Genomic DNA, 22645 nt, shown 5'->3' with positions numbered 1-22645 from the left:
GGCATGTCCAGCACGCCCGAAACCCGCCCGAACGGTCCGCAGGTCGTCATCATCGGCGCCGGCATAGTCGGCTGCTCCCTCGCCGACGAGCTGACCGCCCGCGGCTGGACCGACGTCACCGTCCTCGAACAGGGCCCGCTGCCCGCCCCGGGCGGCTCCACCTCGCACGCGCCCGGTCTCGTCTTCCAGACCAGCCCCTCCAGGACGCTCACGGCACTCGCCCGGTACACGGTCGAGAAGTTCGCCTCCCTGCGCGCCGACGGCATCCCGTGCTTCAACCAGGTCGGCGGCCTGGAGCTCGCCACCACCCAGGAACGCCTCACCGATCTGCACCGCAAGGCCGGTTACGCCGCCGCCTGGGGCATCCGCGGTGAGGTCGTCAGCCCCGCCCGCTGCAAGGAACTGTGGCCGCTCATCGACGAGTCGGTGGTCCTCGGCGGCTTCCACACCCCCGACGACGGCCTGGCCCGCGCCCTGCTCGCGGCCCGTGCCCAGCTGGAACGGGCCTCCGGGAGGGGCGCCCTCTTCCTGGACCGCCACACGGTCACCGGCATCGAGAAGGAGAACGGCCGCGTCACCGCGGTCGTCACCGACCAGGGCGTCTTCCCGGCCGACCACGTGGTCTCCGCGGCCGGCTTCTGGGGCCCGGTCATCGGCCGCATGGCCGGTGTCGACGTCCCCCTGCAACCGCTCGCGCACCAGTACGCGAGGACGAGGCCGCTCGCCGACCTCCAGGACCACGAGGCGGAGGCCACCAGGCCCATCCTCCGCTTCCAGGACCGCGACCTCTACTTCCGCGAGCACACCGACCGCATCGGCATCGGCTCCTACGCCCATCGCCCCCTGCCCGTCGACCCGTTCGCGATCCTGCCCTACGACGAGGCCCGCGCCCGGAACATGGACATGCCGTCCTCGTTCCCCTTCACCACGGAGGACTGGGCCCCGAGCTGGGACGACTGCCGCCGGCTGATCCCGGCCCTGCGCGAGACGGAGGTCGAGGAGGGCTTCAACGGCGTCTTCTCCTTCACCCCGGACGGCATGCCGGTCCTCGGCGAGACGCGACAGCTGCGCGGCTTCTGGCTGGCCGAGGCCGTCTGGGTCACCCACTCCGCGGGTGTCGCCAAGGCCGTCGCCGAGTGGATGGTCGACGGGCGCCCGTCCCTCGACCTGCACGAGTGCGACCTCACGCGCTTCGAGGATGCGCAGCGTTCACCGTCGTTCGTCCGTGAACGCGGTTCACAGCAGTTCGTGGAGGTGTACGACGTTCTGCACCCGCTCCAGCCGATGGAGCAGCCCCGCCCCCTCCGCGTCAGCCCCTTCTACGCCCGCCAGCAGCAGCTCGGCGCGCGTTTCCTCGAGGGCGGCGGCTGGGAGCGGCCGCACTGGTACGAGGCCAACGCTCCCCTCGTCGACGCCATGGACCCGCTGCCCGAGCGCGACGCCTGGTCCGCCCGCTACTGGTCGCCCATCGCGGCCGCGGAGGCGAAGGCCACCCGCGAGAAGGTGGCCCTGTACGACATGACCCCCCTGCGGCGTCTCGAGGTCACCGGCCCCGGCGCCCTCGACTTCCTGTCCCGCATGACGACCAACAACCTCCGCAAGAAGCCCGGCGCCGTCACCTACACCCTGCTGCTCGACGAGACGGGCGGCGTCCGTTCCGACCTCACCGTGGCCCGCCTCGCCCCCGACCGCTTCCAGGTGGGCGCGAACTCCCCGGCCGACCTCGACTGGCTCACCCGGCACGCACCGGAGGGAGTGCAGATCAGGGACATCACCTCGGGCACCTGCTGCATCGGCGTCTGGGGTCCGCTGGCCCGCGACCTGGTCCAGCCGCTCACCCGTGACGACTTCTCACACGAGGGCTTCGGCTACTTCCGCGCGAAGCAGACCCACCTCGGGCACGTCCCGGTCACCGCCATGCGTCTGTCGTACGTCGGCGAGCTCGGCTGGGAGCTCTACACCACGGCCGACCTGGGCCTGCGCCTCTGGGACACGCTCTGGGAAGCCGGCTCGGACCTCGGCGTGGTCGCGGCCGGCCGCTCGGCCTTCAACTCCCTGCGCCTGGAGAAGGGCTACCGCGCCTGGGGCGTCGACATGACCGACGAGCACAACCCCTACGAGGCGGGCATCGGATTCGCGGTCCGCACGGACAAGGAGTTCCTGGGCCGCGCCGCTCTCGAGGACGCCCCGGTGACCCGCAGGCTCACCCCCCTCCTCCTCGACGAACCCGCCGCCGTGGTCCTCGGCAAGGAGCCGGTGTATGTGGACGGCGCCCCCGCCGGCTACGTGACCAGCGCCTCGTACGGCTACACGCTCGGCCGCTGCGTCGCCTACGCCTGGCTGCCGGCCGGGCTGACGACCGGCACGGGGGTGCACATCGAGTACTTCGGCGAGAAGGTCCCCGCGACGGTCGCCGAAGAGCCGCTCTTCGACCCGAAGATGACCCGCATCCGCCGCTAGCGCCTCTCGTTCGGATCAGCCGGAAGCAACAGTCCATAACCCGCCGGCCGTCATCGGCTGGTGGCGCGGTTCCCGCGCCCCTGCCGGGCGCGACCTAGGAGGCCCACGTGTCACCCACTTACGACGTGATCGTCATCGGTCTCGGCGGCATGGGCAGCGCCGCCGCCCACCACCTGTCCGCCCGCGGTGTCCGTGTGCTGGGCCTGGAAAAGTTCGGCCCGGTGCACAACAGGGGCTCCAGTCACGGCGGTTCCCGGATCACCCGGCAGTCGTACTTCGAGGACCCGGCGTACGTACCGCTGCTGCTGCGCGCCTACGAGCTGTACGAGGACCTGGAGCGGGCCACCGGCCGCGAGATCGCGATCCTGCCCGGCGGCGTGATGGTCGGGCCGCCCGACTCGCGGACCGTCTCCGGCTCCCTGCTCTCCGCCCAACGATGGGACCTGCCCCACGAGATGCTGGACGCCCGGGAGATCCGCCGCCGGTTCCCGACGCTCACGCCGAAGGACGACGAGGTGGCGCTGTTCGAGAAGAAGGCCGGTCTGCTGCGCCCCGAGAACACCGTCGCCGCGCACCTCCAGCTGGCCACCCGGCAGGGCGCCGACCTGCACTTCGAGGAGCCGATGACCCGCTGGGAGCCCTACCGGGACGGGGTGCGTGTCCACACAGCGGAGAACACCTACACGGCGAGCCGGCTCGTCATCTGCCCAGGGGCGTGGGCGCCGCAGCTGCTGACGGATCTCGGCGTGCCCTTCACCATCGAGCGGCAGGTCATGTACTGGTTCCAGCCGGCCGGCGGCACCCGGCGCTTCGTGCCCGAAAACCACCCCATCTACATCTGGGAGGACGCGGCCGGCGTCCAGGTCTACGGCTTCCCCGCCATCGACGGGCCGGAACTCGGCGCCAAGGTCGCGTTCTTCCGCAAGGGTGAGGTGACCACGCCCGAGACCATCGACCGGACGGTCCACGAGGAGGAGATCCGGGCGATGGCGGACCACATGTCCGGTTGCGTCCCCGACCTTCCCGGAACCTTCCTCAAGGCCGCCACCTGCATGTACTCCAACACCCCCGACGAACACTTCGTGATCGCCCGCCACCCGGCCCACCCCGACTCGGTCACCGTCGCCTGCGGGTTCTCCGGGCACGGCTTCAAGTTCGTGCCCGTCGTCGGCGAGATCCTCGCCGACCTGGCCCTGACCGGCACCACCGGCCACCCCGTCGGCCTGTTCGACCCCGCCCGCCTCGCCGCCGCGCCCGCCTGAGGAGCACCTCCGTGACGACGACCCCGACCTCCCCCAGCCTGATCGCCACCCTCCCGGGGCACTACTACACCGACCCGGAACTCTTCCGTCAGGAACAGGAGCACGTCTTCGAGTCGATGTGGTTCTGCGCCGTCCGCAGCGCCGACCTCGCCAAACCCGGCGCCTTCCGTACCGTCCAGGTGGGCCGCGAGAACGTGATCATCACCCGGACCCGCACCGGTGAACTGCGCGCCTTCCTCAACATCTGCCGCCATCGCGGGGCCCGGCTGTGCACGGAGGAGTCCGGCGAGGTCCGGCGCACGCTCCAATGCCCTTACCACGCGTGGACGTACGACCTGGAGGGCAAGCTGGTCGCCGCGCCCAACCTGATCAGGATGCCGGACGTCGACCGGGTCGAGTACGGCCTGGTCAAGGTGGCCCTGCGCGAGTGGCTCGGCTACGCCTGGGTGTGCCTGGCCGACGAGCCGCCCTCCTTCGAGGAGTCGGTGCTCGGCGCCGCCGTCGAACGGCTCGGCGACGTGGCCGCGATCGAGCACTACGGCACCGAGAACCTCGCGCTCGGCAGGCGGATCGTCTACGACGTGAAGGCGAACTGGAAGCTGATCGTCGAGAACTTCATGGAGTGCTACCACTGCGCGACGATCCACCCCGAACTCACCGACGTCCTACCCGAGTTCGCGGACGGCTACGCGGCCCAGTACTACGTGGGCCACGGCGCCGAGTTCGGCGAGGAGGTCAGGGGGTTCACCGTCGACGGCAGCGAGGGCTTCGCCACGCTGCCCGCCCTCTCCGCCGACCAGGACCGCCGCTACTACGCGATCACGGTGAAGCCGACGGTGTTCGTCAACCTCGTACCGGACCACGTGATACTGCACCGCATGTTCCCGATGGCCGAGGACCGCACCGTGGTGGAGTGCGACTGGCTGTACGCGCCGGAGGTCGTCGAGTCGGGGGCCGACGTGTCGAAGTCGGTGGAACTGTTCCACCGGGTGAACGAGCAGGACTTCGAGGCCTGTGAACGAACGCAGCCCGCCATGACGTCGCGGGCGTACCGCAACGGTGGTGTGCTGGTGCCCAACGAGCACCACATAGGGATCTTCCACGAGTGGGTCCTCGGAAAGCTGGGAGGCGGTCATGCCGGATCTGTTCATTGACGGCGAGTGGCGGGGGGCGGTCGACGAACGCACCCGCGAGATCCGCTGTCCGGCCGACGGCTCCCTGGTCGGTGTCGTGGACGAGGCGGGCGGCAAGGACACCGTGGAGGCGATCGCCGCCGCCCGCCGCGCCTTCAACGAGGGCCCCTGGCCGCGCACCTCCCCCAACGAACGCGGCGACCTGCTGCTGCGGGTCGCCGACCTGCTCGTACGCGACAAGGACGCGCTCGCCCGGGCCGAGTCCCTGGACACCGGCAAGCGGCTCGTCGAGAGCGAGTACGACATCGACGACATCGCGAACTGCTTCCGCTACTTCGGGCGGCTGGTCGCGAGCGAGACCGGACGGGTCGTCGACACGGGGACCGCGGGCGTGGACAGCCGGGTCGTGTACGAACCGGTCGGCGTCTGCGCGCTCATCACCCCCTGGAACTACCCGCTGCTGCAGACCGCCTGGAAGGTCGCACCGGCCCTGGCGGCCGGCAACACCTTCGTGCTCAAGCCCAGCGAGCTGAGCCCGCACACCGCGATCCACCTGCTGCGGCTGCTGGCGGAGGCCGGGCTGCCGCCGGGGGCCGGGAACCTGGTCCTCGGCGCCGGTCCGGAGGCGGGCGCGCCGCTCGGCGACCACCCGGACGTGGACCTGGTCTCCTTCACCGGCGGCCTGCAGACCGGCCGCCGCCTGATGGCGGCCGCGTCCGGGACGGTGAAGAAGGTCGCGCTCGAACTCGGCGGCAAGAACCCCAACATCGTCTTCGCCGACGCCGACTTCGAGACGGCCGTCGACATGGCGCTGACGGCCGTGTTCCTGCACTCCGGTCAGGTCTGCTCCGCGGGAGCGCGCCTGCTGGTGGAGGACTCGCTGCACGACCGGTTCGTCGACGAGGTCGTACGGCGGGCCTCGGCGATCCGGCTCGGGGGCCCGTTCGACGAACGGGCGCAGACCGGGCCACTGATCTCGGCGGCGCACCGGGAGAAGGTCGAGGCCTATGTCGCCAAGGGGCTGGAGGAGGGTGCGGTGCTGCGCTGCGGCGGCGCGCGTCCGTCCGGGCCGGGCCTCGACGAGGGCTTCTACTATCCGCCCACCGTGCTGGACGAGTGCGCCGCGGGGATGGCGGTGGTCCAGGAGGAGTCCTTCGGGCCGGTGCTGACCGTGGAACGCTTCACGACCGAGGACGAGGCGGTGCGCCTGGCCAACGACACGATCTACGGGCTCGCCGGCGCCGTGTGGACGAGCGACGAGGCCAAGGCGGCCCGGCTCGCGGCACGGCTGCGGCTGGGCACGGTCTGGATCAACGACTACCACCCCTATGTGCCGCAGGCGGAGTGGGGCGGTTTCAAACAGTCCGGCTTCGGGCGCGAACTGGGACCCTCGGGGCTCGCCGAGTACCGCGAGACGAAGCACATCTGGCGCAACACGGCTCCCGCGCCCCAGAAATGGTTCGCCTGACCGGTACAACCCGTACCGACCCGTACCTGCCCCCCACGGACAACCACCCCCTCACCGGTCCAGGCACCCGCGCCGAGCCGCTCCATCCCCTCCTCCAGGCCCACCAGGAGTCCGCTCATGACGACCACCGAGCAACCACCGTCCGAGCACGGCCACGACGACGCCGAACTCGCCGAGTTCGGCTACAGACCCGAACTCAAGCGAACCCTCGGCAACTTCCACACCTTCGCCGCCGGCATCAGCTACATCTCCATCCTCACCGGCACCTTCCAGCTCTTCTACTTCGGCTACGGCAGCGGCGGCCCCGCCTACTGGTGGTCGTGGCCGATGGTCTTCGTCGGCCAGTTCATGGTCGCCCTGTGCTTCGCCGAGCTGGCCGCCCGCTATCCCGTGGCGGGGTCGGTGTACAACTGGTCGAAGCGCATAGGCAATCCGCATCTCGGCTGGCTCGCCGGCTGGATGATGCTGATCGCGTCCATCGTGTCGATCTCGGCCGTCGCCCTCGCCTACCAGCTGACGCTTCCGCAGATCTCGTCCGTCTTCCAGTTCGTCGGGGACGGCACCGGCAAGTACGACGTGGCGACGAACGCGGTCGTGCTCGCGACGGTGCTGATCCTGTTCACGACCCTGGTGAACGCCTTCGGCGTCAAGCTGATGGCCACCATCAACAGTGCGGGCGTGCTCATCGAGCTGGTCGCCACCGTCGTCCTCATCGTGCTGTTCGCCGTCCACATCACGCGGGGACCGCAGGTGGTCACCGAGACGCAGGGCACCGGAGCCGGCCACTCCGCCGGCTATCTGGGTGCGTTCATGGTGGCCTCACTGGCCTCGGCCTACGTCATGTACGGCTTCGACACGGCCGCCTCGCTGGGCGAGGAGTCCCTGAACCCGTCCCGCAACGCACCGCGCGCGATCATCCGCGCCATCGTCGCCTCGTTCGTCCTCGGCGGGCTCGTGCTGCTGTTCGCGCTGATGAGCGTCTCGAACCTGAAGGGCGAGAAGCTGTCCACGGACGGTCTGCAGTACATCGTGCTCGACGTCCTCGGCCCGACGGCCGGCAAGGCGATGCTGTGGTGCGTACTGATCGCGGTCACCGTCTGCGCGCTGGCCGTGCACACGGCGGCGATCCGGCTCGCCTTCGCGATGGCCCGCGACAACAACCTGCCGGCGTCCTCGCTGGTGGCGAAGGTCAGCCCGCGCTTCAAGACCCCGGTGCTGCCCGCTGTGGTCATCGGTGTCCTCGCCGTGGCGATCCTCGTCGTCAACATCCGCCAGCCGCAGATCTTCACCGTCGTCACCAGCATCGGCATCATCATGATCTACCTCGCCTACCTCGGCGTCACCGGACCCATGCTGGTGGCCCGGCTGCGCGGCAGGTGGCAGCCCGCGGGCGACGGCAAGTTCTCGCTGGGCCGCTGGGGACTGCTCGTCAACATCATCGCCGTGGTGTGGGGCGCGGCCATGACGCTCAACCTGATCTGGCCGCGGGCCGAGGTCTACAACGCGGCCGCCCCCTTCCACTGGTACCTGAAGTGGGGCGCGGTCCTGTTCGTCGCGGTGATCGCCGGCGGCGGCTTCGCCTACTACTGGTTCGTCCAGCGGCACCGGACCGGCGTACTCGCCGAGCACCGGCTGGAGGACCCGGCCGCGCCGTCCACCCCCCTGGGCGCCCCGGCGAACGACTGAAGGAGGTCAACAGCTCATGGACATCGATGAGTTCGACTATGTCGTGGTCGGCGGCGGCACCGCGGGCAACGTGGTGGCGGCCCGTCTCTCGGAGGATCCGGCGGTCACGGTCTGTGTACTGGAGGCGGGTCCGAGCGACGTCGGCGACGACGACGTCCTCAAGCTCGAGCGCTGGATGGGTCTGCTGGAATCCGGCTACGACTGGGACTACCCGGTCGAACCGCAGGCCAGCGGCAACAGCTTCATGCGCCACGCCCGCGCCCGGGTGCTGGGCGGCTGTTCCTCGCACAACTCCTGTATCGCGTTCTGGGCCCCGGCCGAGGACCTCGACGGCTGGGCGGCGGCAGGCTGTACGGGCTGGAGCGCCGCCGACCTCTTCCCGTTGTACCGGCGGCTGGAGAACAACGACGCTCCCGGCGACCACCACGGCCGCACCGGGCCGGTGAAACTGCGCACGCTGAAGAGCGACGACCCGTGCGGCGCGGCCCTGCTGGAGGCATGTGCGCAGGCAGGGATCCCGACCACCCCGTTCAACACGGGACGGACGGTGGTGCGGGGTGCCAACTGGTTCCAGATCAACTCCGACGAGAACAACATCCGCCAGTCGTCCTCGGTCGCGTACCTGCACCCGGTCCTGGGCAAGCGGCCGAACCTGGAGGTACGCACGGGGGTGCGGGCCAAGAAGCTGGTGCTCGACGGGCGGCGCTGCGTGGGCGCCGAGTACCTGGACCCGGACCTGATCCACACCCGGACGGTACGGGCGCGGCGCGAGGTGATCGTCTCCTGCGGCGCGATCGACTCCCCCAAGCTGCTGATGCTCTCGGGCATCGGACCGGCCGCGCACCTGCGCGAGACCGGCGTCGAGGTCGTGGTCGACTCGGCGGGCGTGGGCGGGAATCTCCAGGACCACCCCGAGGGCGTCATCATGTGGGACGCCAAACAGCCCATGACCACCTCGTCCAGCCAGTGGTGGGAGGCGGGCATCTTCTACGACACCGAACCGGGCCTGGACCGGCCCGACCTGATGTTCCACTACGGCTCCGTGCCCTTCGACATGAACACCGCCCGGCACGGCTATCCCACGTCCGAGAACGCGTTCTGCCTCACGCCCAACGTGACGGGCGCGAAGTCACGGGGGACGGTGCGGCTGCGCACCCGGGACTACCGGGACAAGCCGATGGTCGACCCGCGGTACTTCACGCACGAGCACGACGTACGCGTGATGACCTTCGGTCTCAGGCTGGCCCGCGACATCGCGTCACAGCCCGCGTTGAGCGGCTGGGCGGGCGCGGAACTGGCTCCGGGGCCGGACGTGCGCAGCGACGACGAACTGCTCGACTACATCCACAAGACCCACAACACCGTCTACCACCCGTCCTGCACCGTGAAGATGGGCGCGGACGACGACGCCTCGGCCCCGCTCGACGCGCGGCTGCGGGTCAAGGGGGTCGAGGGTCTGCGGGTGGCCGACGGTTCGGTGATGCCCGACCTCGTCGCCGTCAATCCGTGCATCACGACGATGATGATCGGCGAGAAGTGCGCGGACCTGCTGAAGGAGGACGCCTGATCATGTCGTGGTCGGCGCGGGCCGCCTGAACATCCGCGTCGCCGTGATCTCACTGTGTACCGCTTCGCCTTCTCCGGCCGGGGCCTGCCGAGGCAGTCCCGGCCGGAGGTGTTCCTCCACGCTGATGTACTTCAGGCCGGCCCGCAGGTCGGCGTCGTTGCGCAACCGGATGACGAGCGGGAACTCGGCGAGCGCCGTCGTGTCGAACAGGCCCGTGGTGTAGAGGAGTTGGACGCCGAGGGCATCGGACACGGCCCGCTGGAGCTCCAGCAGGTAGGTGGCGTTGGCGCGTCCGATGGGGTTGTCGAGGAACAGCGTGCCGGCGTGCCGGTGCCTGTCGCGGCCCCGGTCGTTGCTCCTGAGCGCGGCCATCGTGCAGTAGAGGGCGATGGCCGCGGTGAGCAGCTGCCCGCCCGAGAACACGTCGCCCATCTGCCCGACGGGGACGCGCTCCGCGCGCAGCACGGCGTCCGGCTTGAGGATCTCGACGGCGATGCCCTTGGGCTGGAGGGCCGCGCCGACCCCGCGCAGCAGCAGCGACATTCCGTCGCGCCGCAGGTCGGAGTTCTTCCTGACGGCCGCCCGGGTGGCCTCGTCGATGACCTCGCCGAGCCGCTCGGTGAGGACGGCCTGGTCGGGCTCCTCGAACCGGATGCGCAGGAACTCCTGACCGGACCACTCGCCGAGGCCCTCGGGCAGGCGGGACAGCCGCTGGGCGGAGCGCAGGGTGGCGAGGGCCGACTCGACCAGTCCCCGCAGCCGGTCCACGATCGAGTCCCGGTTGCGCTCCAGCTGCGCCAGCTCGTCGGTGAGGACGCGGAGCCTGGGCGCGAAGGCGTCGGCCCACTTCTGGGCGTGCTCGGGCAGCGCGGACGCCGGCAGCTCACGGATCTGCTGCCGGGCGGGTGTGCGCACCTGCTCGTAGCGCGTGGAGTTGGCGTGCCGGACGAGGATGTCGCTCGCCTCGCGTACGGCCGCCTCGGCGGCCGAGAGGTCGGCGGCGCAGCCGCGCAGGGAGCGGCGGGTCTCGGCGGCGGCCTGCCGGGCCTCCTCCGGGGTCCCGGGGTACGGCTCCGGCTCGTCCTGCTCCTCCTCGGTGGTGTGCTCGCGCAGCAGGTCACGGAGCATCGCGGCGATCTCGTCGAAACCGCCGGCCGCGTCCTCGGCGGCGCGATGGGCTTCCAGGAGTTCCGCGTGCGCCGCCCGGGCTCCGCTCAACGCCTCGGTGCGGGAGGCGAGTTCGGTGGTCGCGGTGCGCAACAGCGCCTGGGCGTGTTCGGCGTCGCGCGGCAGCATGTCCTCGGACAGCTCGGTGTGCGCCTCGCCGTCCTCGGGCGCGTGCCGTTCGGCCTCGGCGCGCAGCCGGCCGAGCTGCTCGCTGGCTCCGGACATCCGCGTCTCCAGAAGCTGGACCAGCTCGTCGGCGCGGGCCACGGCGGCCTGCCGGGAAGGTCCGTCCGAGCCGTCGGGCGACTCGAGAAGCTGGCCCGCGCGCGTGCGGACCTTGTTGCTCAACCGGTCCAGTTCGGCGAGCGCCGCGCTCTCGTCGCTCTCGGCACGGGCCTGCTCGGCGCGCAGATCGGCGCCCACACCGACCTTCTCGTACAGCTGGGAGGCGGCCCGGTAGGCCTCGCGGAGGGCGGGCAGCGACGACCTCGGGGCCCCGGCGTCGTCCTTCGGCACGTCGTCGGGGGCGCCCGCGATCTCGGAGCGCTCGGCGCGCAGGGCGCGGGCGGTACGGCGGGCGTCGTCACCGGCGCGCTGGGCGGCCCGCCGGTCCTCGTCGGCGGCCCGGGCCCGCTCCAGACAGGCCTGGGCCCTGGCCTCCGACTCGGCCGCCTCGTCGGCCAGTTCGCGCAACTTGACCTGCCAGCCGGCCCGTTCGCGCAGCCGGAAGGCGAGCCCGGCGAGGGCGTCGGCGGCGCGCCGGGCCTTCTGCGCGGCCTCCTGCCGTTCGTCGCGGACCTGGGCGGCCTCGGCGGCCGCCTCGTCGGCCTCGATCCGCACGGTCCGTGCCTCGACCAGCTCGGCCTCGGCCTCCTCGGTGAACGCGCGCGTCTCCCGGGCGGCCTGCGCCAGCTCGACGAGCCGCCCCGCGGGACAGCCGGTACGCCAGGAGGAGAGCCGCGCCGCCAGCTCCCGGTCCTTGCCGAGCCGGGCCGCGAGTGCCCGGATCTCCTCGTCCCGGGCGCCCGCCCGGGCGCGCAGCGCCTGCCGTTCCTCGTCGGCGGCGTGCTCGTCGTGCATGGCGGGGTTCGGCGGCACGAGGAACACGTCGGCGTGGCGGCCGTCGGGGGAGCCGGGAGCCGCTGTCGGTGCGAGCAGGGCGGCGGCGGTGCCGACCGCCACGGCGGAGCGCGGCAGCAGTGCGGCGTCGCTCAGCGCCTCCCGGGCCCGCGCGTGGGTGTCGGGGTCCGTGATGATCACGCCGTCGACGAGTTCGGGGCGGGCGGCCAGGACGCGGGCGTGGTCGACGGGGTCGACGGCCTGGGCGAGATAGCGCCAGCCGGGCAGCGCGGGGATGCCGCGTTCGCCGAGGAACTCCACGGTGGCCAGTACGTCGGGGCCGGGCGGCAGCAGTCCGCCGTCGCCGAGCGCGCCGAGGATCCGGGCGTCGTCGGCGGCGGCGGTGCGCAGGTCGAAGAGCTGGCGTTCGGCCCGGGAGACGGCGTCGTCGAGCAGTTCGCGCAGTTCGTCGGAGAAGCGGTCGAGGTCCTCGGGGGTGAGGGACCCGCTCTCGGGTCGGCCGGAGGGGGTCCTCGCGGTGGCTGCGGGCCCGGCACCGTCAACGGGGTTGCCGGCGCGGGGCGCGGGCACGCCGGCGCGCCCGGCACCGGAAGCTCCGGAGGCGCCGGGCAGGCTCAGCAGTTCCGCGAGCCGCTCCTCGGTCGCCAGACCCTCGGCGAGGCGGCGCTCGGCCTCATGGGACCGCTCGGCGGCGGCGGCCGCGTCGGCCGCGCGGGCCGCCGTCAGCTCCGCGCGCGACTCGGCGGAGGCGGCCTCCCGAGCGTGTTCGGACGTCCGGCGTGACGCCTCGCGCGCGGTGTCCCAGGCCGCGACGGCCGACTTCTCGGCGTCGCTCGCGGCGAGCGCGGCCCGCGCGGGATCGGCGTCGGGCGCGCTGTCGTCGAGCCAGCCCGCGCGGACCGCCTCGGCGGTCTCCTGCTCGACCTCCGTGAGGCGCTGACGCAGGTGTCCGACCTCGCTGCGGGCGCGCTGCGCCTCCGTGGCGGCGGAGGTGGCGTCCCGGTGCGCGGTCTCGCTGACCTCCTGCAGCGCGGCGGACCGCTCCTCGCCCTCGTTGGCGAGGGTCTCGGCGCTGTCCGCGGCCGCGTGCAGGGCCCGTACGAGGTCCACGGCGGCCCTTGACCGGGCGGCGAGCGCCGGAGCCGCGTCCCGCTCGGCCTCCTGGATGGCGGTGGCCACGCGGGCGACGCGGTCGGCGGCGGCACGGTGGCGGAGCACGACCTCGGCGGCCTGCCAGGCGGAGTGCAGGGTGCGCGCGTCGGCGAGTTCACGCTTCAGCGCGGCCGCCGACCTCTCCGCCGCGGCCAGGGCCAGCGAGGCGTGCCGGTAGGCGAGTTCGGCGGCGATCAGGGCGCTGCGCCCGCGTCCTCCCTCGGCGTGCGTCACGGCGTGGGCCGCGGCGGTCACCCGCTGGGCGAGGTCGCCGGACCGCACGCGCTCCCGCGTGCCGCGGGCGGAGAGCCGGCGGGCCAGCGTCCGCGTGCGGCGCTCGGCTCCCGCGTGGACCTCACGCGCCCGGGAGCGCGCCTCGGCGGCCTCCACGATCCGGCCGAGCAGGTCCACCGACCCGGCGGTGAAGTCCCGTTCGGCGATCAGCTCGGCGCGCCGGCCCAGCTTGTTGCCGAACCCGCTGACCAGGTCGGCCAGTCCGTCGGTGTCGCGGGTGTCGGTGACCGCGCGCAGCAGCAGGTCGGTGAAGTCGGAGTCCTTCTTGACCGCGAAGAGGCCGGCGGCCTCGCCCTCGTCGGCGTTCATCTCCCGCTGGTAGCGGAAGAGTTCGGGGTCCAGGCCCAGGTCGCCGAGGTGCTCGATCCACCGGTCGTGGATGTCCTCCCAGTGGACCTCCAGGTGTGGGTACGCCTTGCCCGCCTCGGTGATGGCGTCCCGGAAGCCCTTCATGGTGCGCCTGCGTCCCTGGGCGCCGGACTGGCCCTCTACGGGCGGCCGTACGGCGGTGGACTCGGCGACCGGCAGGTTGTCGAGGCTCAGTCCGGGCCCGGGCCGGAAGGAGTACCAGGCCTCGGCGAACTTCCGCGGGTCGGTGGAGACCTGGCGGCCGCGCCACTCGCTGGCCTTGCCGACCACGACGCACTCCCCGGTCTGCACGTGCTGCCACTCCAGCGCCACGTGCCCGCAGTCGTCGGCGAGCAGGAACTTGCGCAGCACCCCTGAGCTGGCGCCGCCGAGGGTGTTGCGGTGGCCGGGCAGCATCACGGAGAAGATCAGCTTGAGCAGGACGGACTTGCCGCCGCCGTTCTCCAGGAAGAGCACGCCGGCGGGGGCGGGCCGCAGGGGCGGGCCGACGGGCTCGTCCGCGAAGAACTCCGCCTGGGTGGGCGCGGGGTCGGGCACGGGCTCGCCCACGCCCCGCAGGTCAAGCACGGTATCGGCGTAGCGCGCACCGGCGGGACCGATGGAGTAGAGGCGGACCCGGGACAGCTCGTACATGGCGGACTCTCGTAAGTCTTCGGCAGGTCGGGAACGTTCGGGAGGAGATCGGGGGCGGGCGGGAGGATGTGGCGGAGGCTCAGGAGGAGTGGAACGGGAGCCCTGCGTCGGCCACCAGCTCCAGGTCGTCTCTCTCCTCGGCGGGCAGCAGGGTCGGCGTCCCGTCCGTCACCGGGACGACGCCCAGCTCGAGGAGCTCGGCCATGGCGGCGGTGCCCGCCATGTCGCGTACCTGGAGCTGATAGCGGGCCGTGGTGCGGTACGTGCCGCCGTTGTCGTCGCCGGTGCGCTGGAGGAATCCGGAGTCGGTGAGGAAGACCGCGGCCTTGCCTACGATGCCGGTCGTCGAACCGGCGAGGCGGCGGGCGTCCTTGGTGGCGCCGGTCGCGCTGCGGCGGGCCCAGATCCGCCAGGCGGTCTCCAGGCCCGGCGCGTCGGTCGCCGGGTCGGTGATCTCGCCCCGCACCTCGGCGCGCTCCTCGAGCCGGCGGCAGGCCTGGCGCACGAAGGCGTCGACGCCGTTGACGGTGATCCGGCCGATGTATCCGTCGTCGGCCAGGTCCTCGGGGCGCGGGAACGCCATGGCCGCGACGGCGAGATGGGCCAGCCCGTGCAGGAACCGGTCCCCCGAGTCGGCGGACGTGCGCCGCGCGTAGTCGCCCATCCGGACGGCGAACACCGAGTCCTCGGCGGCGGTCACCGCCATCCCCGCGCGCGGGGACACCTCCAGGACGACGAGGCCGAGCCCGGCGGCCACCGCGTCCGCGAGTCGCGCGAACGGCGGCTCCTCGCGGTAGCGCCGCAGCAGGTCCTGGTACTCCTGGTCGCGCGCGGGCTGGAGCTTGGGCTGCAGGCCGAAGGCGACGAGCCGCGCCGCGTCGGCGGCGTCGGCGGGGGTGACGGCGGCGCTCGCCTGCGCGGCGACGGCCTCCGGCTCGCTCCGGTCGACGTGCTCGCTCACGACGGGGACTCCTTGGTGTGGGGGACGAGGGGCGGGACAACTCCGTGGCGGGCGCGGGGCCATGGCGTTCGCCGGACCACCGCGCGGGCGGCTCCGCCCGCAGCCGCTCCGCACCCGGCGAACGACATCACGCGGCCTCCGCCCGGTCCGTCACCATCCCCGGCGAACGACATCACGCGGCCTCCGTCCGGTCCGCCGCCATCCCCGCCGCGTCCAGCAGGGCCGTACCGACGATGAGGTCGGCTCCGCCGAACTCGGGATCGTCCAGCTCGGTGCCGTCGTCCACGGCGAACAGCAGCTTCTGCTCCCCCTGCCGATAGGCGGTCCCCACCGGCGGGCTGGCCGCGTGGACGGCCAGCAGGGCCACCAGATAGGGCAGTTCGGGGTCCTGACGGCGGGCCTCGGCCAGTAGCCCGGACAGCCTGCGGGGCGCGTCGGCCGGCAGGTCGAGGAGTGCCGTCGCCGCCGCGAGCTGCTCCTCGCTGAACCGGCTGTCGTCCGGGGTGGCGATGAGGTCCGGCTCGGGCATCTCGGCGCCGAGGTGTTCCCGCTCGACGGGTGGCGTCAGGAGGATGTCGACGAGGTCGCCGACCCGGACGGACACGGGGGTCCGCAGCCCGGTCCCACGCGCGAAGAAGGCGTCGGTGACCCGGACCGCCTCCTCCAGGGGGAGCGGGAGGACGGGCGCGAAGAGGTGGCCGTAGAGGTCCGTCCCCGAGGTCGTCATGGGCGTGGCGAAGGCCTGCCGGTCCTGCTCGGCGCGGAACAGGGGGCCCGCCTCCAGCAGGCGGGACTGGAGCTGCGTGTGGCGCCGGATGCAGTCCTTGACGATGTCGACGAGCTCGGCCGCGCGCCGCTTCTGTTCGGGGTCCTCGGACTCGTCGCGGGCCCGGCGGATGTTGGTGAGGATCGCGTTCTCGTGGCGGTAGCGGTCGGCCACGTGGTCGAGGGCCTCGGCGATCATGTCGGGCACCGAGTTGAGCCAGTCGACGGCCCGGACGTTGCGCCGGGTCGCGTCCAGGGCCCGGCGCAGCGTCTCGGAGTACTGCACGGTCCGGTAACGGGCCTGCTCCGCGGCGAGTTGGGCGTCGGCCAGCCGGCCGCGGCTGATCAGCACCTCCAGCTTGACCTCGGCGGCGATCTGCGCGCTGGTGACGTCGGTGTCGAGGGCGCCCACCAGGACGTTGACCGCCTCGTCGGTCGTACGGAGGTAGACGGTGCCGCCGGGGCCCGGCACCTCCTCGATCAGCTTGAAGTCGTAGTCCCGGCGCACATAGGTGCCGTCCGTCGCGAACGTGCCGTAGACGGCACGGAATCCGCGGTCCACGCTGCCGACGTTGATGAGGTTCTCCAGCACCCAGCGGGCCACGCGCTCGTGCTCGGCCACGGGCCGCCGCGGGGCCTGTGCGGCGATGCGCGGGATGAGCCGGGCGACGATCTGGTCGTGGTCGGCGCCGGTGTCGAAATCCATGTTCAGTGTGACCAGGTCGATGGCGGACAGGGCCACCTCCGCCATGCCGTACACCGTGTACTCGCCCGCGAGGTTGGCCTTGCGGGCGTCGAGGTCGTGCAACGGCGCGGTGCACGCGAGCGCGCGCAGCCGCCGCGCCAGCCCCTCGTCGGCGGCCGGGCCCGGTGCGGGGCGCGGCCCCGCGCTGAGCTGGGGCGGAACGCTGTCCGTCGATGCAGGCGAAGTCACGCTGCACAGACTAGGTCCTCGGTCTGACAACGACCCAAACGACGCAGATGCCACCCGGCGCAGCGGCGGTCACCCGGGTGCGGCGGTGTACTGGCCCTCCTCGCCGACCCGCCGCCGGTACACCTCGACCACCCGCTGCAGCGAGTCGGCGAGGTAGACGGCGAGCAGCCGCTCGGCCTCGGCCTTGTCCTGTGCCTGCAGCGCCTGGAGGATCTGCTGGTTGCGCGCGAGGTACGGCTCGTGCAGCCGGCGCGGGTCGTCCACCACGTGGAAGGCGAGGCGCAGTTCGGCGAAGACGCTGCGCATCAGTTCGTCGGTGCGGTCGCTCGCCGCGAGGGCGACCAGCTCCCGGTGGAAGTGGATGTTGGCCGTACCGAGCCCTTTCCAGTCACCTTCGCGCGCCGCCCGCTGTCCCTCGGCCACGGCCTCCGCGAGGCCGTCCAGGCCGTACGGCGGCTCGCCGAGTCCGCGTACGACGGCGCACTCGACGAGGGCGCGGGTGCGGTAGATGTCGTCGACGTCCTCGACGGTCAGGACCCGGACGAAGACGCCCCGGTTCAGCTCGTGGACGAGCAGCCGTTCGTGTGTGAGCAGCCGGAACGCCTCGCGCAGGGTGTTGCGGGAGACGCCGAGCGCACCGCCGATGCTGTCCTCCGACAGCCGTGTCCCGGGCGGGAAGTAGCCCTCGGCGATACGGCTTCTGAGGATGTCGGCGACCCGTTCGGCGGTGCTGGTACGGCCCAGGAGGGCGCGGTCGTCGGCCAGTCCCGTGAGCTGCTCTGCCATGCCCGGAATTCAATCGCAGATACAGGAACGAAACAACACGGGTATTGAAGGATCGTTCAACGATCCTCTACCTTGTGGCGTACGGCGACGTTCCCGCATCCACGGCGCCGCGTCCTCCCCGCACGGCACGGCTCAGTCCCCACGCACTCTCCGTCCTCCCTCTGCGAGGTGCTTCATGAGCACGACCCCTCCGCCACAGGCCCTGACCACCGACCCCGACGCCAGGAGCGCGACGGACGACCGCGGCGACGACGGCGCGCTGGGCTGGCTGCGCGCCCTCGGCCCGCGCGGCCGGCGCGCCTTCGCCGGCGCGTTCGGCGGCTACGCCCTCGACTCGTACGACTACTTCACGCTGCCGCTGAGCATGGTCGCGCTGGCCTCGTACTTCGGCCTGGACAGCGGCCAGACCGGCCTGTTCACGACCGTCACGCTGGTCGTCTCCGCGGTCGGCGGCGCCCTCGCGGGCGTGTTCGCGGATCGCGTCGGCAGGGTCAGGGCACTGATGATCACCGTGATCACCTACGCGGTGTTCACCGTCGCCTGCGGTTTCGCACCCAACTACGAGACGCTGCTGGTCTTCCGGGCCCTCCAGGGGCTGGGCTTCGGCGGCGAGTGGGCGGTCGGCGCCATCCTGGTCGCCGAGTACGCGAGCGCGAGGCACCGGGGCCGCACCCTCGGCGCGGTCCAGAGCTCGTGGGCCGTCGGCTGGGCCATGGCCGCGGTGATGTACACCCTGGTCTTCTCCTTCCTCGACGACGACCTCGCCTGGCGGGTGATGTTCTGGACCGGCGCGCTGCCCGCGCTGCTCGTCATCTGGATGCGGCGCCGGGTGCACGACGCGCCCGAGGCGGCCGCGGCACGCGAGAAGAGCGCCGAGAAGGGCTCGTTCGCGGCGATCTTCAAACCGGGCACAGCCGAGTCGCCGGGCCTGCTGCGTACGACGATCTTCGCGGGACTGCTCTCCACCGGCGTCCAGGGCGGCTACTACACCCTCGCCACCTGGGTGCCCACGTACCTGAAGACCGAGCGCGACCTGTCGGTCGTCGGCACCGGCGGCTATCTGACCTTCCTGATCTCCGGCGCCTTCCTCGGCTACCTGACCGGCGGCTACCTCACCGACCGGCTGGGCCGCAGGCGCAACATCTGGCTGTTCGCCCTGCTGTCGGCCGTGTGCATCCTGGCGTACGCGAACATCCCGAGCGGCGCCAACACCGTGCTGCTCGTGCTCGGTTTCCCCCTCGGGTTCTGCATGTCCGCGATCTTCAGCGGCTTTGGGTCCTACCTCAGCGAGCTGTACCCGACGGCGGTGCGCGGCACCGGCCAGGGCTTCACGTACAACACCGGCCGCGCGGTGGGCGCCGTGTTCCCCACGACGGTCGGGTTCCTCGCCGACAGCTGGGGTGTGGGCGGCGCGCTGGTCTTCGGCGCGATCGGCTACGCCATCGCCGCCCTGGCACTGCTGGGCCTCCCGGAGACCCTGGGGAAGGAACTCACGTGAACGGAACACAGGACCGCCCGTCGACCGCACCGCAGGGCCGACCGCCGGCCCTGACGGAGGACCGCCCCCTGACCCTCCTCGACGAGCACGCGCACGCGTGGAGCCCGAAGGACGCACGGGCCCGCTTCCGCGCGGGTCTGGCGGGACCCACCGCGGGAGTCGCGGCCGGCCACACCCAGGTCAACCTGATCTCGGTGCCCGCCGACTGGGCGTACGACATGCTGCTGTTCTGCCAGCGCAACCCGAAGCCCTGTCCGGTGCTCGACGTCACCGACGCCGGCTCCGTCACGACCGTCCTCGCCGACGGCGCGGACCTGAGGACCGATCTGCCGCGCTACCGGGTGTGGCGGGACGGCGAGCTGGTGGACGAGCCGACGGACGTGCGCGCGCACTGGCGCGACGACCTGGTGTCGTTCCTCATCGGCTGCAGCTTCACCTTCGAGTGGGCGCTGAGCGGGGCGGGTGTCCCGATCCGGCACATCGAGCAGGGCCGCAACGTCCCGATGTACGTCACCGACCGCCGGTGCCGCCCGGCCGGACGGCTGCACGGCCCGATGGTGGTGTCCGTGCGACCGGTGCCACCGCAGCATCTGGCGGCCGCGATCCGGGAGAGCAGTCTGCTCCCGGCGGTGCACGGCAGCCCCGTGCACTGCGGCGACCCGTCGGCGCTGGGCATCCAGGATCTCGGCCGGCCCGACTTCGGCGACCCGGTGGAGTCCGAGCCGGACGACATCCCGGTGTTCTGGGCCTGCGGTGTGACCCCGCAGGCCGCTGTGATGGCCTCGCGCCCCCCGTTCGCCGTCACCCACGCCCCCGGGCAGATGTTCCTCACCGACGCCCGCGACGAGCAGTACCGCGTGGCCTGAGCAGGAGACACTGGATCCATGACCTCGATCGATCTCAACGCGGACCTCGGCGAGGGCTTCGGCCGCTGGCGGCTGACCGACGACGAGCGGCTGCTGTCCGTCGTCACCAGCGCCAACGTGGCCTGCGGCTTCCACGCCGGGGACGCGGTCACCATGCGCCGGGTCTGCGAACAGGCGGCCGAGCGCGGGGTACGGATCGGCGCCCAGGTCTCCTACCGGGACCTCGCGGGGTTCGGGCGGCGCGCGATGGACGTGCCGCCCGCCGAGCTGACGGCCGAGGTGGCCTACCAGATCGGCGCCCTGCAGGTCTTCGCGCGCGCGGCGGGCACGCGCGTGTCGTACGTCAAACCGCACGGCGCGCTCTACAACCGGGCCGTGTACGACGCGGAGCAGGCCGGCGCGATCGTCGACGGTGTGCTCCTCGCGGACGCCGCCCTGCCGGTCCTGGGGCTGCCCGGCTCGCGGCTGCTGGAACTGGCGGCGAAGGCGGGCCTGCCTGCCGTCCCGGAGGCGTTCGCGGACCGCGCGTACACCCCCGAGGCCACGCTCGTGCCGCGCGGCGAGGAGGGCGCGGTGGTCAGCGACCCGCAGGCGGTCGTGGAACGTTCGCTGGGGCTGGCCCTCGACGGGGTGGTGACCACCCGCTCCGGGGAGCGCGTGCGGGTACGCGCGCGTTCCCTCTGCCTGCACGGTGACACGCCCGGCGCGGTGGAGCTGGCCCGCCGGGTCCGGGAGCGGCTCCAGGAGTCGGGCGTCCGGGTGGAGGCCTTCACATGAGAGTGCTGCCTGTGGGCGACGATGCCCTGCTCGTCGAGGTGGCCTCGGGCGACGAGGCCGAGGCCCTGCACGCGGAGCTGCTGCGCCGCCGCGCGGAGGGCCTGCTGACCGTCCGCGAGATCGTCCCGGCGGCCCGCACGGTCCTGTTGGACGGCCTCGACGACCCGGTCCGGCTGGCGTCCGAACTGACCGCCTCCGAGGTGCCCCCCGCTCCCCCGCGCGCGCGGCGGGTGGTGGACATCCCGGTGCGGTACGACGGCCCGGACCTGGCCGACGTGGCCGCGCACTGGGGCGTCTCCGCACCGGAGGCGGCGCGTATCCACGCGGACACCGAGTTCCGTGTGGCCTTCTGCGGGTTCGCCCCAGGCTTCGGGTACCTCACTGGTCTGCCGTCGCGCTACGACGTGCCGCGCCGGGACACCCCGCGCACGGCCGTGCCGGCCGGGTCGGTGGCCCTGGCGGGCCCGTACACCGGCGTGTACCCGCGCGCGTCGCCGGGCGGCTGGCAGCTGATCGGCACCACCGACATCGTGCTGTGGGACCCCGCGCACGTGCCGGCCGCACTGCTGTCGCCGGGCACGCGCGTCCGCTTCGTCCCCGTGGAGTCCTCATGACGGACCGTGCGCTCGCCGTCGTCCGGGCCGGTGCGCTGACCACCGTGCAGGACCGGGGGCGCCCCGGGCACGCTCACCTCGGGGTGCCACGCTCCGGGGCCCTGGACATCCCCGCCGCCGCGCTGGTGAACCGCCTGGTCGGCAATCCGCCCGAGGCGGCCGTCCTGGAGACCACACTCAACGGCTGCGCGGTGCGCCCCCGTTCCACGGTCACCGCTGCGGTCGGCGGAGCACCCTGCCGGATCACGGTGGACGGCCGCCCGGCCCCCTGGGGTGCACCGATCCTGGTGCCCGCCGGGGCGCTTCTGGAGGTCGGGACGGCCGTGGCCGGCGTACGCAGCTATGTCGCCGTGTCCGGCGGTGTCGCCGTCGAGCCGGTCCTCGGCAGCCGCTCCACCGACCTCCTCTCGGGCCTCGGCCCGCCACCGCTCGCCGACGGCGCGGTGCTGCCGCTGGGGCGTCCGGCCGAGCTCCACACGCGCGTGGACGTCGCCCCGCAGCCGCGGCCCCCGGTCGAACTCGTCCTGCACGTCACGCCGGGTCCGCGCGACGACTGGTTCACGCCGGAAGCCGTACGGACCTTCACGACCCGTGCCTACCGCGTGTCCTCCGCCAGCAACCGCATCGGACTGCGCACGGAGGGACCCGCCCTGGAGCGGGCGCGGCCCGGCGAACTCCCCAGCGAGGGCATGGTGCTGGGCGCGGTCCAGGTGCCGCCCGACGGCAGGCCGGTGGTCTTCCTGGCCGACCATCCCACCACCGGTGGCTATCCCGTGATCGCGGTCGTCCGCACCACCGACCTCCCGGCCGCCGCACAGGCCGTACCGGGCATCCCGGTGCGCTTCGTGGCCGTCCACCACCGCTGAAACGGCACACCGATCACCATCGCGTCCAACCACCCGACCACAGGGGCTATCCCGTGATCACGGTCGTCCGCACCACCGACCACCTGGCCGCCGCACAGGCCGTACCCGGCGTCCCGGTCCGCTTCGTGGCCGTCCACCACCGCTGAAACGGCACACGGATCACCATCGCGTCCGACCACCCGACCACCGGGAGCCAACCCGTGATCACGGTCGTCCGCGGCACCCGCCTCGGGACCACCGCCCACCGCCCACCACGTGATCACAGCCGTCCACACCACCAGGCCACCGGCCACCGGCCGCCGCCCAC

At 72.6% G+C, this 22645-nt stretch carries 15 protein-coding genes; 11 read left to right on the top strand and 4 right to left on the bottom strand.

Annotated features, from left to right (window positions below; genetic code table 11):
- Positions 1-3: 3 nt before the first annotated feature.
- From OG985_RS37645 to OG985_RS37620, 6 genes are all read left to right on the top strand, one after another.
- A complete protein-coding gene (locus OG985_RS37645; RefSeq protein ID WP_371672845.1) occupies positions 4-2460 on the top strand; it encodes an FAD-dependent oxidoreductase in 2457 nt (818 codons plus the stop codon).
- 107 nt (positions 2461-2567) lie between these two features.
- Entirely contained in the window at positions 2568-3722 is a 1155-nt protein-coding gene (gene solA, locus OG985_RS37640) for an N-methyl-L-tryptophan oxidase (protein WP_371672844.1), read from the top strand.
- Between the two features lie 11 nt (positions 3723-3733).
- A complete protein-coding gene (locus OG985_RS37635; RefSeq protein WP_371672843.1) occupies positions 3734-4876 on the top strand; it encodes an aromatic ring-hydroxylating dioxygenase subunit alpha in 1143 nt (380 codons plus the stop codon).
- The gene (locus OG985_RS37630; RefSeq protein WP_371672842.1) at positions 4857-6323 is read left to right on the top strand and encodes an aldehyde dehydrogenase family protein; all 1467 of its coding nucleotides are present in this window, start codon (positions 4857-4859) and stop codon (positions 6321-6323) included. Before OG985_RS37635 ends, OG985_RS37630 begins: the two co-directional genes overlap by 20 nt.
- 117 nt (positions 6324-6440) lie before the next feature.
- The gene (locus tag OG985_RS37625) at positions 6441-8009 is read left to right on the top strand and encodes an APC family permease (RefSeq protein WP_371672841.1); all 1569 of its coding nucleotides are present in this window, start codon (positions 6441-6443) and stop codon (positions 8007-8009) included.
- Between the two features lie 16 nt (positions 8010-8025).
- The gene (locus tag OG985_RS37620) at positions 8026-9576 is read left to right on the top strand and encodes a GMC family oxidoreductase (protein WP_371672840.1); all 1551 of its coding nucleotides are present in this window, start codon (positions 8026-8028) and stop codon (positions 9574-9576) included.
- On the opposite strand, the gene OG985_RS37615 is transcribed toward OG985_RS37620, so the two are convergent.
- From OG985_RS37615 to OG985_RS37600, 4 genes are all read right to left on the bottom strand, one after another.
- Positions 9577-14271, bottom strand: a complete 4695-nt coding sequence (locus OG985_RS37615; protein ID WP_371672839.1) for a hypothetical protein — start codon at positions 14269-14271, stop codon at positions 9577-9579. It lies immediately after the preceding gene.
- A gap of 79 nt (positions 14272-14350) precedes the next feature.
- Positions 14351-15232 (bottom strand): hypothetical protein, encoded by an 882-nt coding sequence (locus tag OG985_RS37610; protein WP_371672838.1) that lies wholly within the window; start codon positions 15230-15232, stop codon positions 14351-14353.
- Between the two features lie 172 nt (positions 15233-15404).
- Positions 15405-16931 (bottom strand): hypothetical protein, encoded by a 1527-nt coding sequence (locus OG985_RS37605; RefSeq protein ID WP_371672837.1) that lies wholly within the window; start codon positions 16929-16931, stop codon positions 15405-15407.
- Positions 16932-17000: 69 nt separating this feature from the next.
- Positions 17001-17717, bottom strand: coding sequence for a GntR family transcriptional regulator (locus OG985_RS37600; RefSeq protein ID WP_371672836.1), 717 nt, complete (start codon positions 17715-17717; stop codon positions 17001-17003).
- A 175-nt stretch (positions 17718-17892) separates the two neighbouring features.
- Here OG985_RS37600 and OG985_RS37595 point away from each other — a divergent pair, with 175 nt between their 5' ends.
- The 5 genes from OG985_RS37595 to OG985_RS37575 are packed head-to-tail and all read left to right on the top strand — an operon-like array spanning position 17893 to position 22338.
- The gene (locus tag OG985_RS37595) at positions 17893-19215 is read left to right on the top strand and encodes an MFS transporter (protein WP_371672835.1); all 1323 of its coding nucleotides are present in this window, start codon (positions 17893-17895) and stop codon (positions 19213-19215) included.
- Entirely contained in the window at positions 19212-20081 is an 870-nt protein-coding gene (locus OG985_RS37590) for a putative hydro-lyase (protein WP_371672834.1), read from the top strand. Before OG985_RS37595 ends, OG985_RS37590 begins: the two co-directional genes overlap by 4 nt.
- An 18-nt stretch (positions 20082-20099) precedes the next feature.
- Complete coding sequence (locus OG985_RS37585) at positions 20100-20858, top strand: LamB/YcsF family protein (RefSeq protein ID WP_371672833.1); 759 nt, start codon at positions 20100-20102, stop codon at positions 20856-20858.
- Positions 20855-21472, top strand: a complete 618-nt coding sequence (locus OG985_RS37580; RefSeq protein WP_371672832.1) for an allophanate hydrolase subunit 1 — start codon at positions 20855-20857, stop codon at positions 21470-21472. The genes OG985_RS37585 and OG985_RS37580 overlap by 4 nt, the downstream gene beginning before the upstream one ends.
- Positions 21469-22338: a biotin-dependent carboxyltransferase family protein gene (locus OG985_RS37575; RefSeq protein WP_371672831.1), complete on the top strand. Its 870-nt coding sequence runs from the start codon at positions 21469-21471 to the stop codon at positions 22336-22338. The genes OG985_RS37580 and OG985_RS37575 overlap by 4 nt, the downstream gene beginning before the upstream one ends.
- The last annotated feature ends 307 nt before the right edge of the window (positions 22339-22645 follow it).

This window comes from Streptomyces sp. NBC_00289 (assembly GCF_041435115.1).
Classification (GTDB): Bacteria; Actinomycetota; Actinomycetes; order Streptomycetales; family Streptomycetaceae; genus Streptomyces.
Note: the sequence above shows the minus strand (reverse complement) of the source record. Positions and strands in the feature narration are given on the sequence as shown.

Bases quoted from the DNA above. Each gene is read 5' to 3' on its own strand.
- OG985_RS37645 (WP_371672845.1), top strand. From the start codon at position 4: ATGTCCAGCACGCCCGAAACCCGCCCGAACGGTCCGCAGGTCGTCATC.
- OG985_RS37630 (WP_371672842.1), top strand. From the start codon at position 4,857: ATGCCGGATCTGTTCATTGACGGCGAGTGGCGGGGGGCGGTCGACGAA.
- OG985_RS37625 (WP_371672841.1), top strand. From the start codon at position 6,441: ATGACGACCACCGAGCAACCACCGTCCGAGCACGGCCACGACGACGCC.
- OG985_RS37620 (WP_371672840.1), top strand. From the start codon at position 8,026: ATGGACATCGATGAGTTCGACTATGTCGTGGTCGGCGGCGGCACCGCG.
- OG985_RS37615 (WP_371672839.1), bottom strand. From the start codon at position 14,271: ATGTACGAGCTGTCCCGGGTCCGCCTCTACTCCATCGGTCCCGCCGGT.
- OG985_RS37600 (WP_371672836.1), bottom strand. From the start codon at position 17,717: ATGGCAGAGCAGCTCACGGGACTGGCCGACGACCGCGCCCTCCTGGGC.
- OG985_RS37595 (WP_371672835.1), top strand. From the start codon at position 17,893: ATGAGCACGACCCCTCCGCCACAGGCCCTGACCACCGACCCCGACGCC.
- OG985_RS37585 (WP_371672833.1), top strand. From the start codon at position 20,100: ATGACCTCGATCGATCTCAACGCGGACCTCGGCGAGGGCTTCGGCCGC.
- OG985_RS37580 (WP_371672832.1), top strand. From the start codon at position 20,855: ATGAGAGTGCTGCCTGTGGGCGACGATGCCCTGCTCGTCGAGGTGGCC.
- OG985_RS37575 (WP_371672831.1), top strand. From the start codon at position 21,469: ATGACGGACCGTGCGCTCGCCGTCGTCCGGGCCGGTGCGCTGACCACC.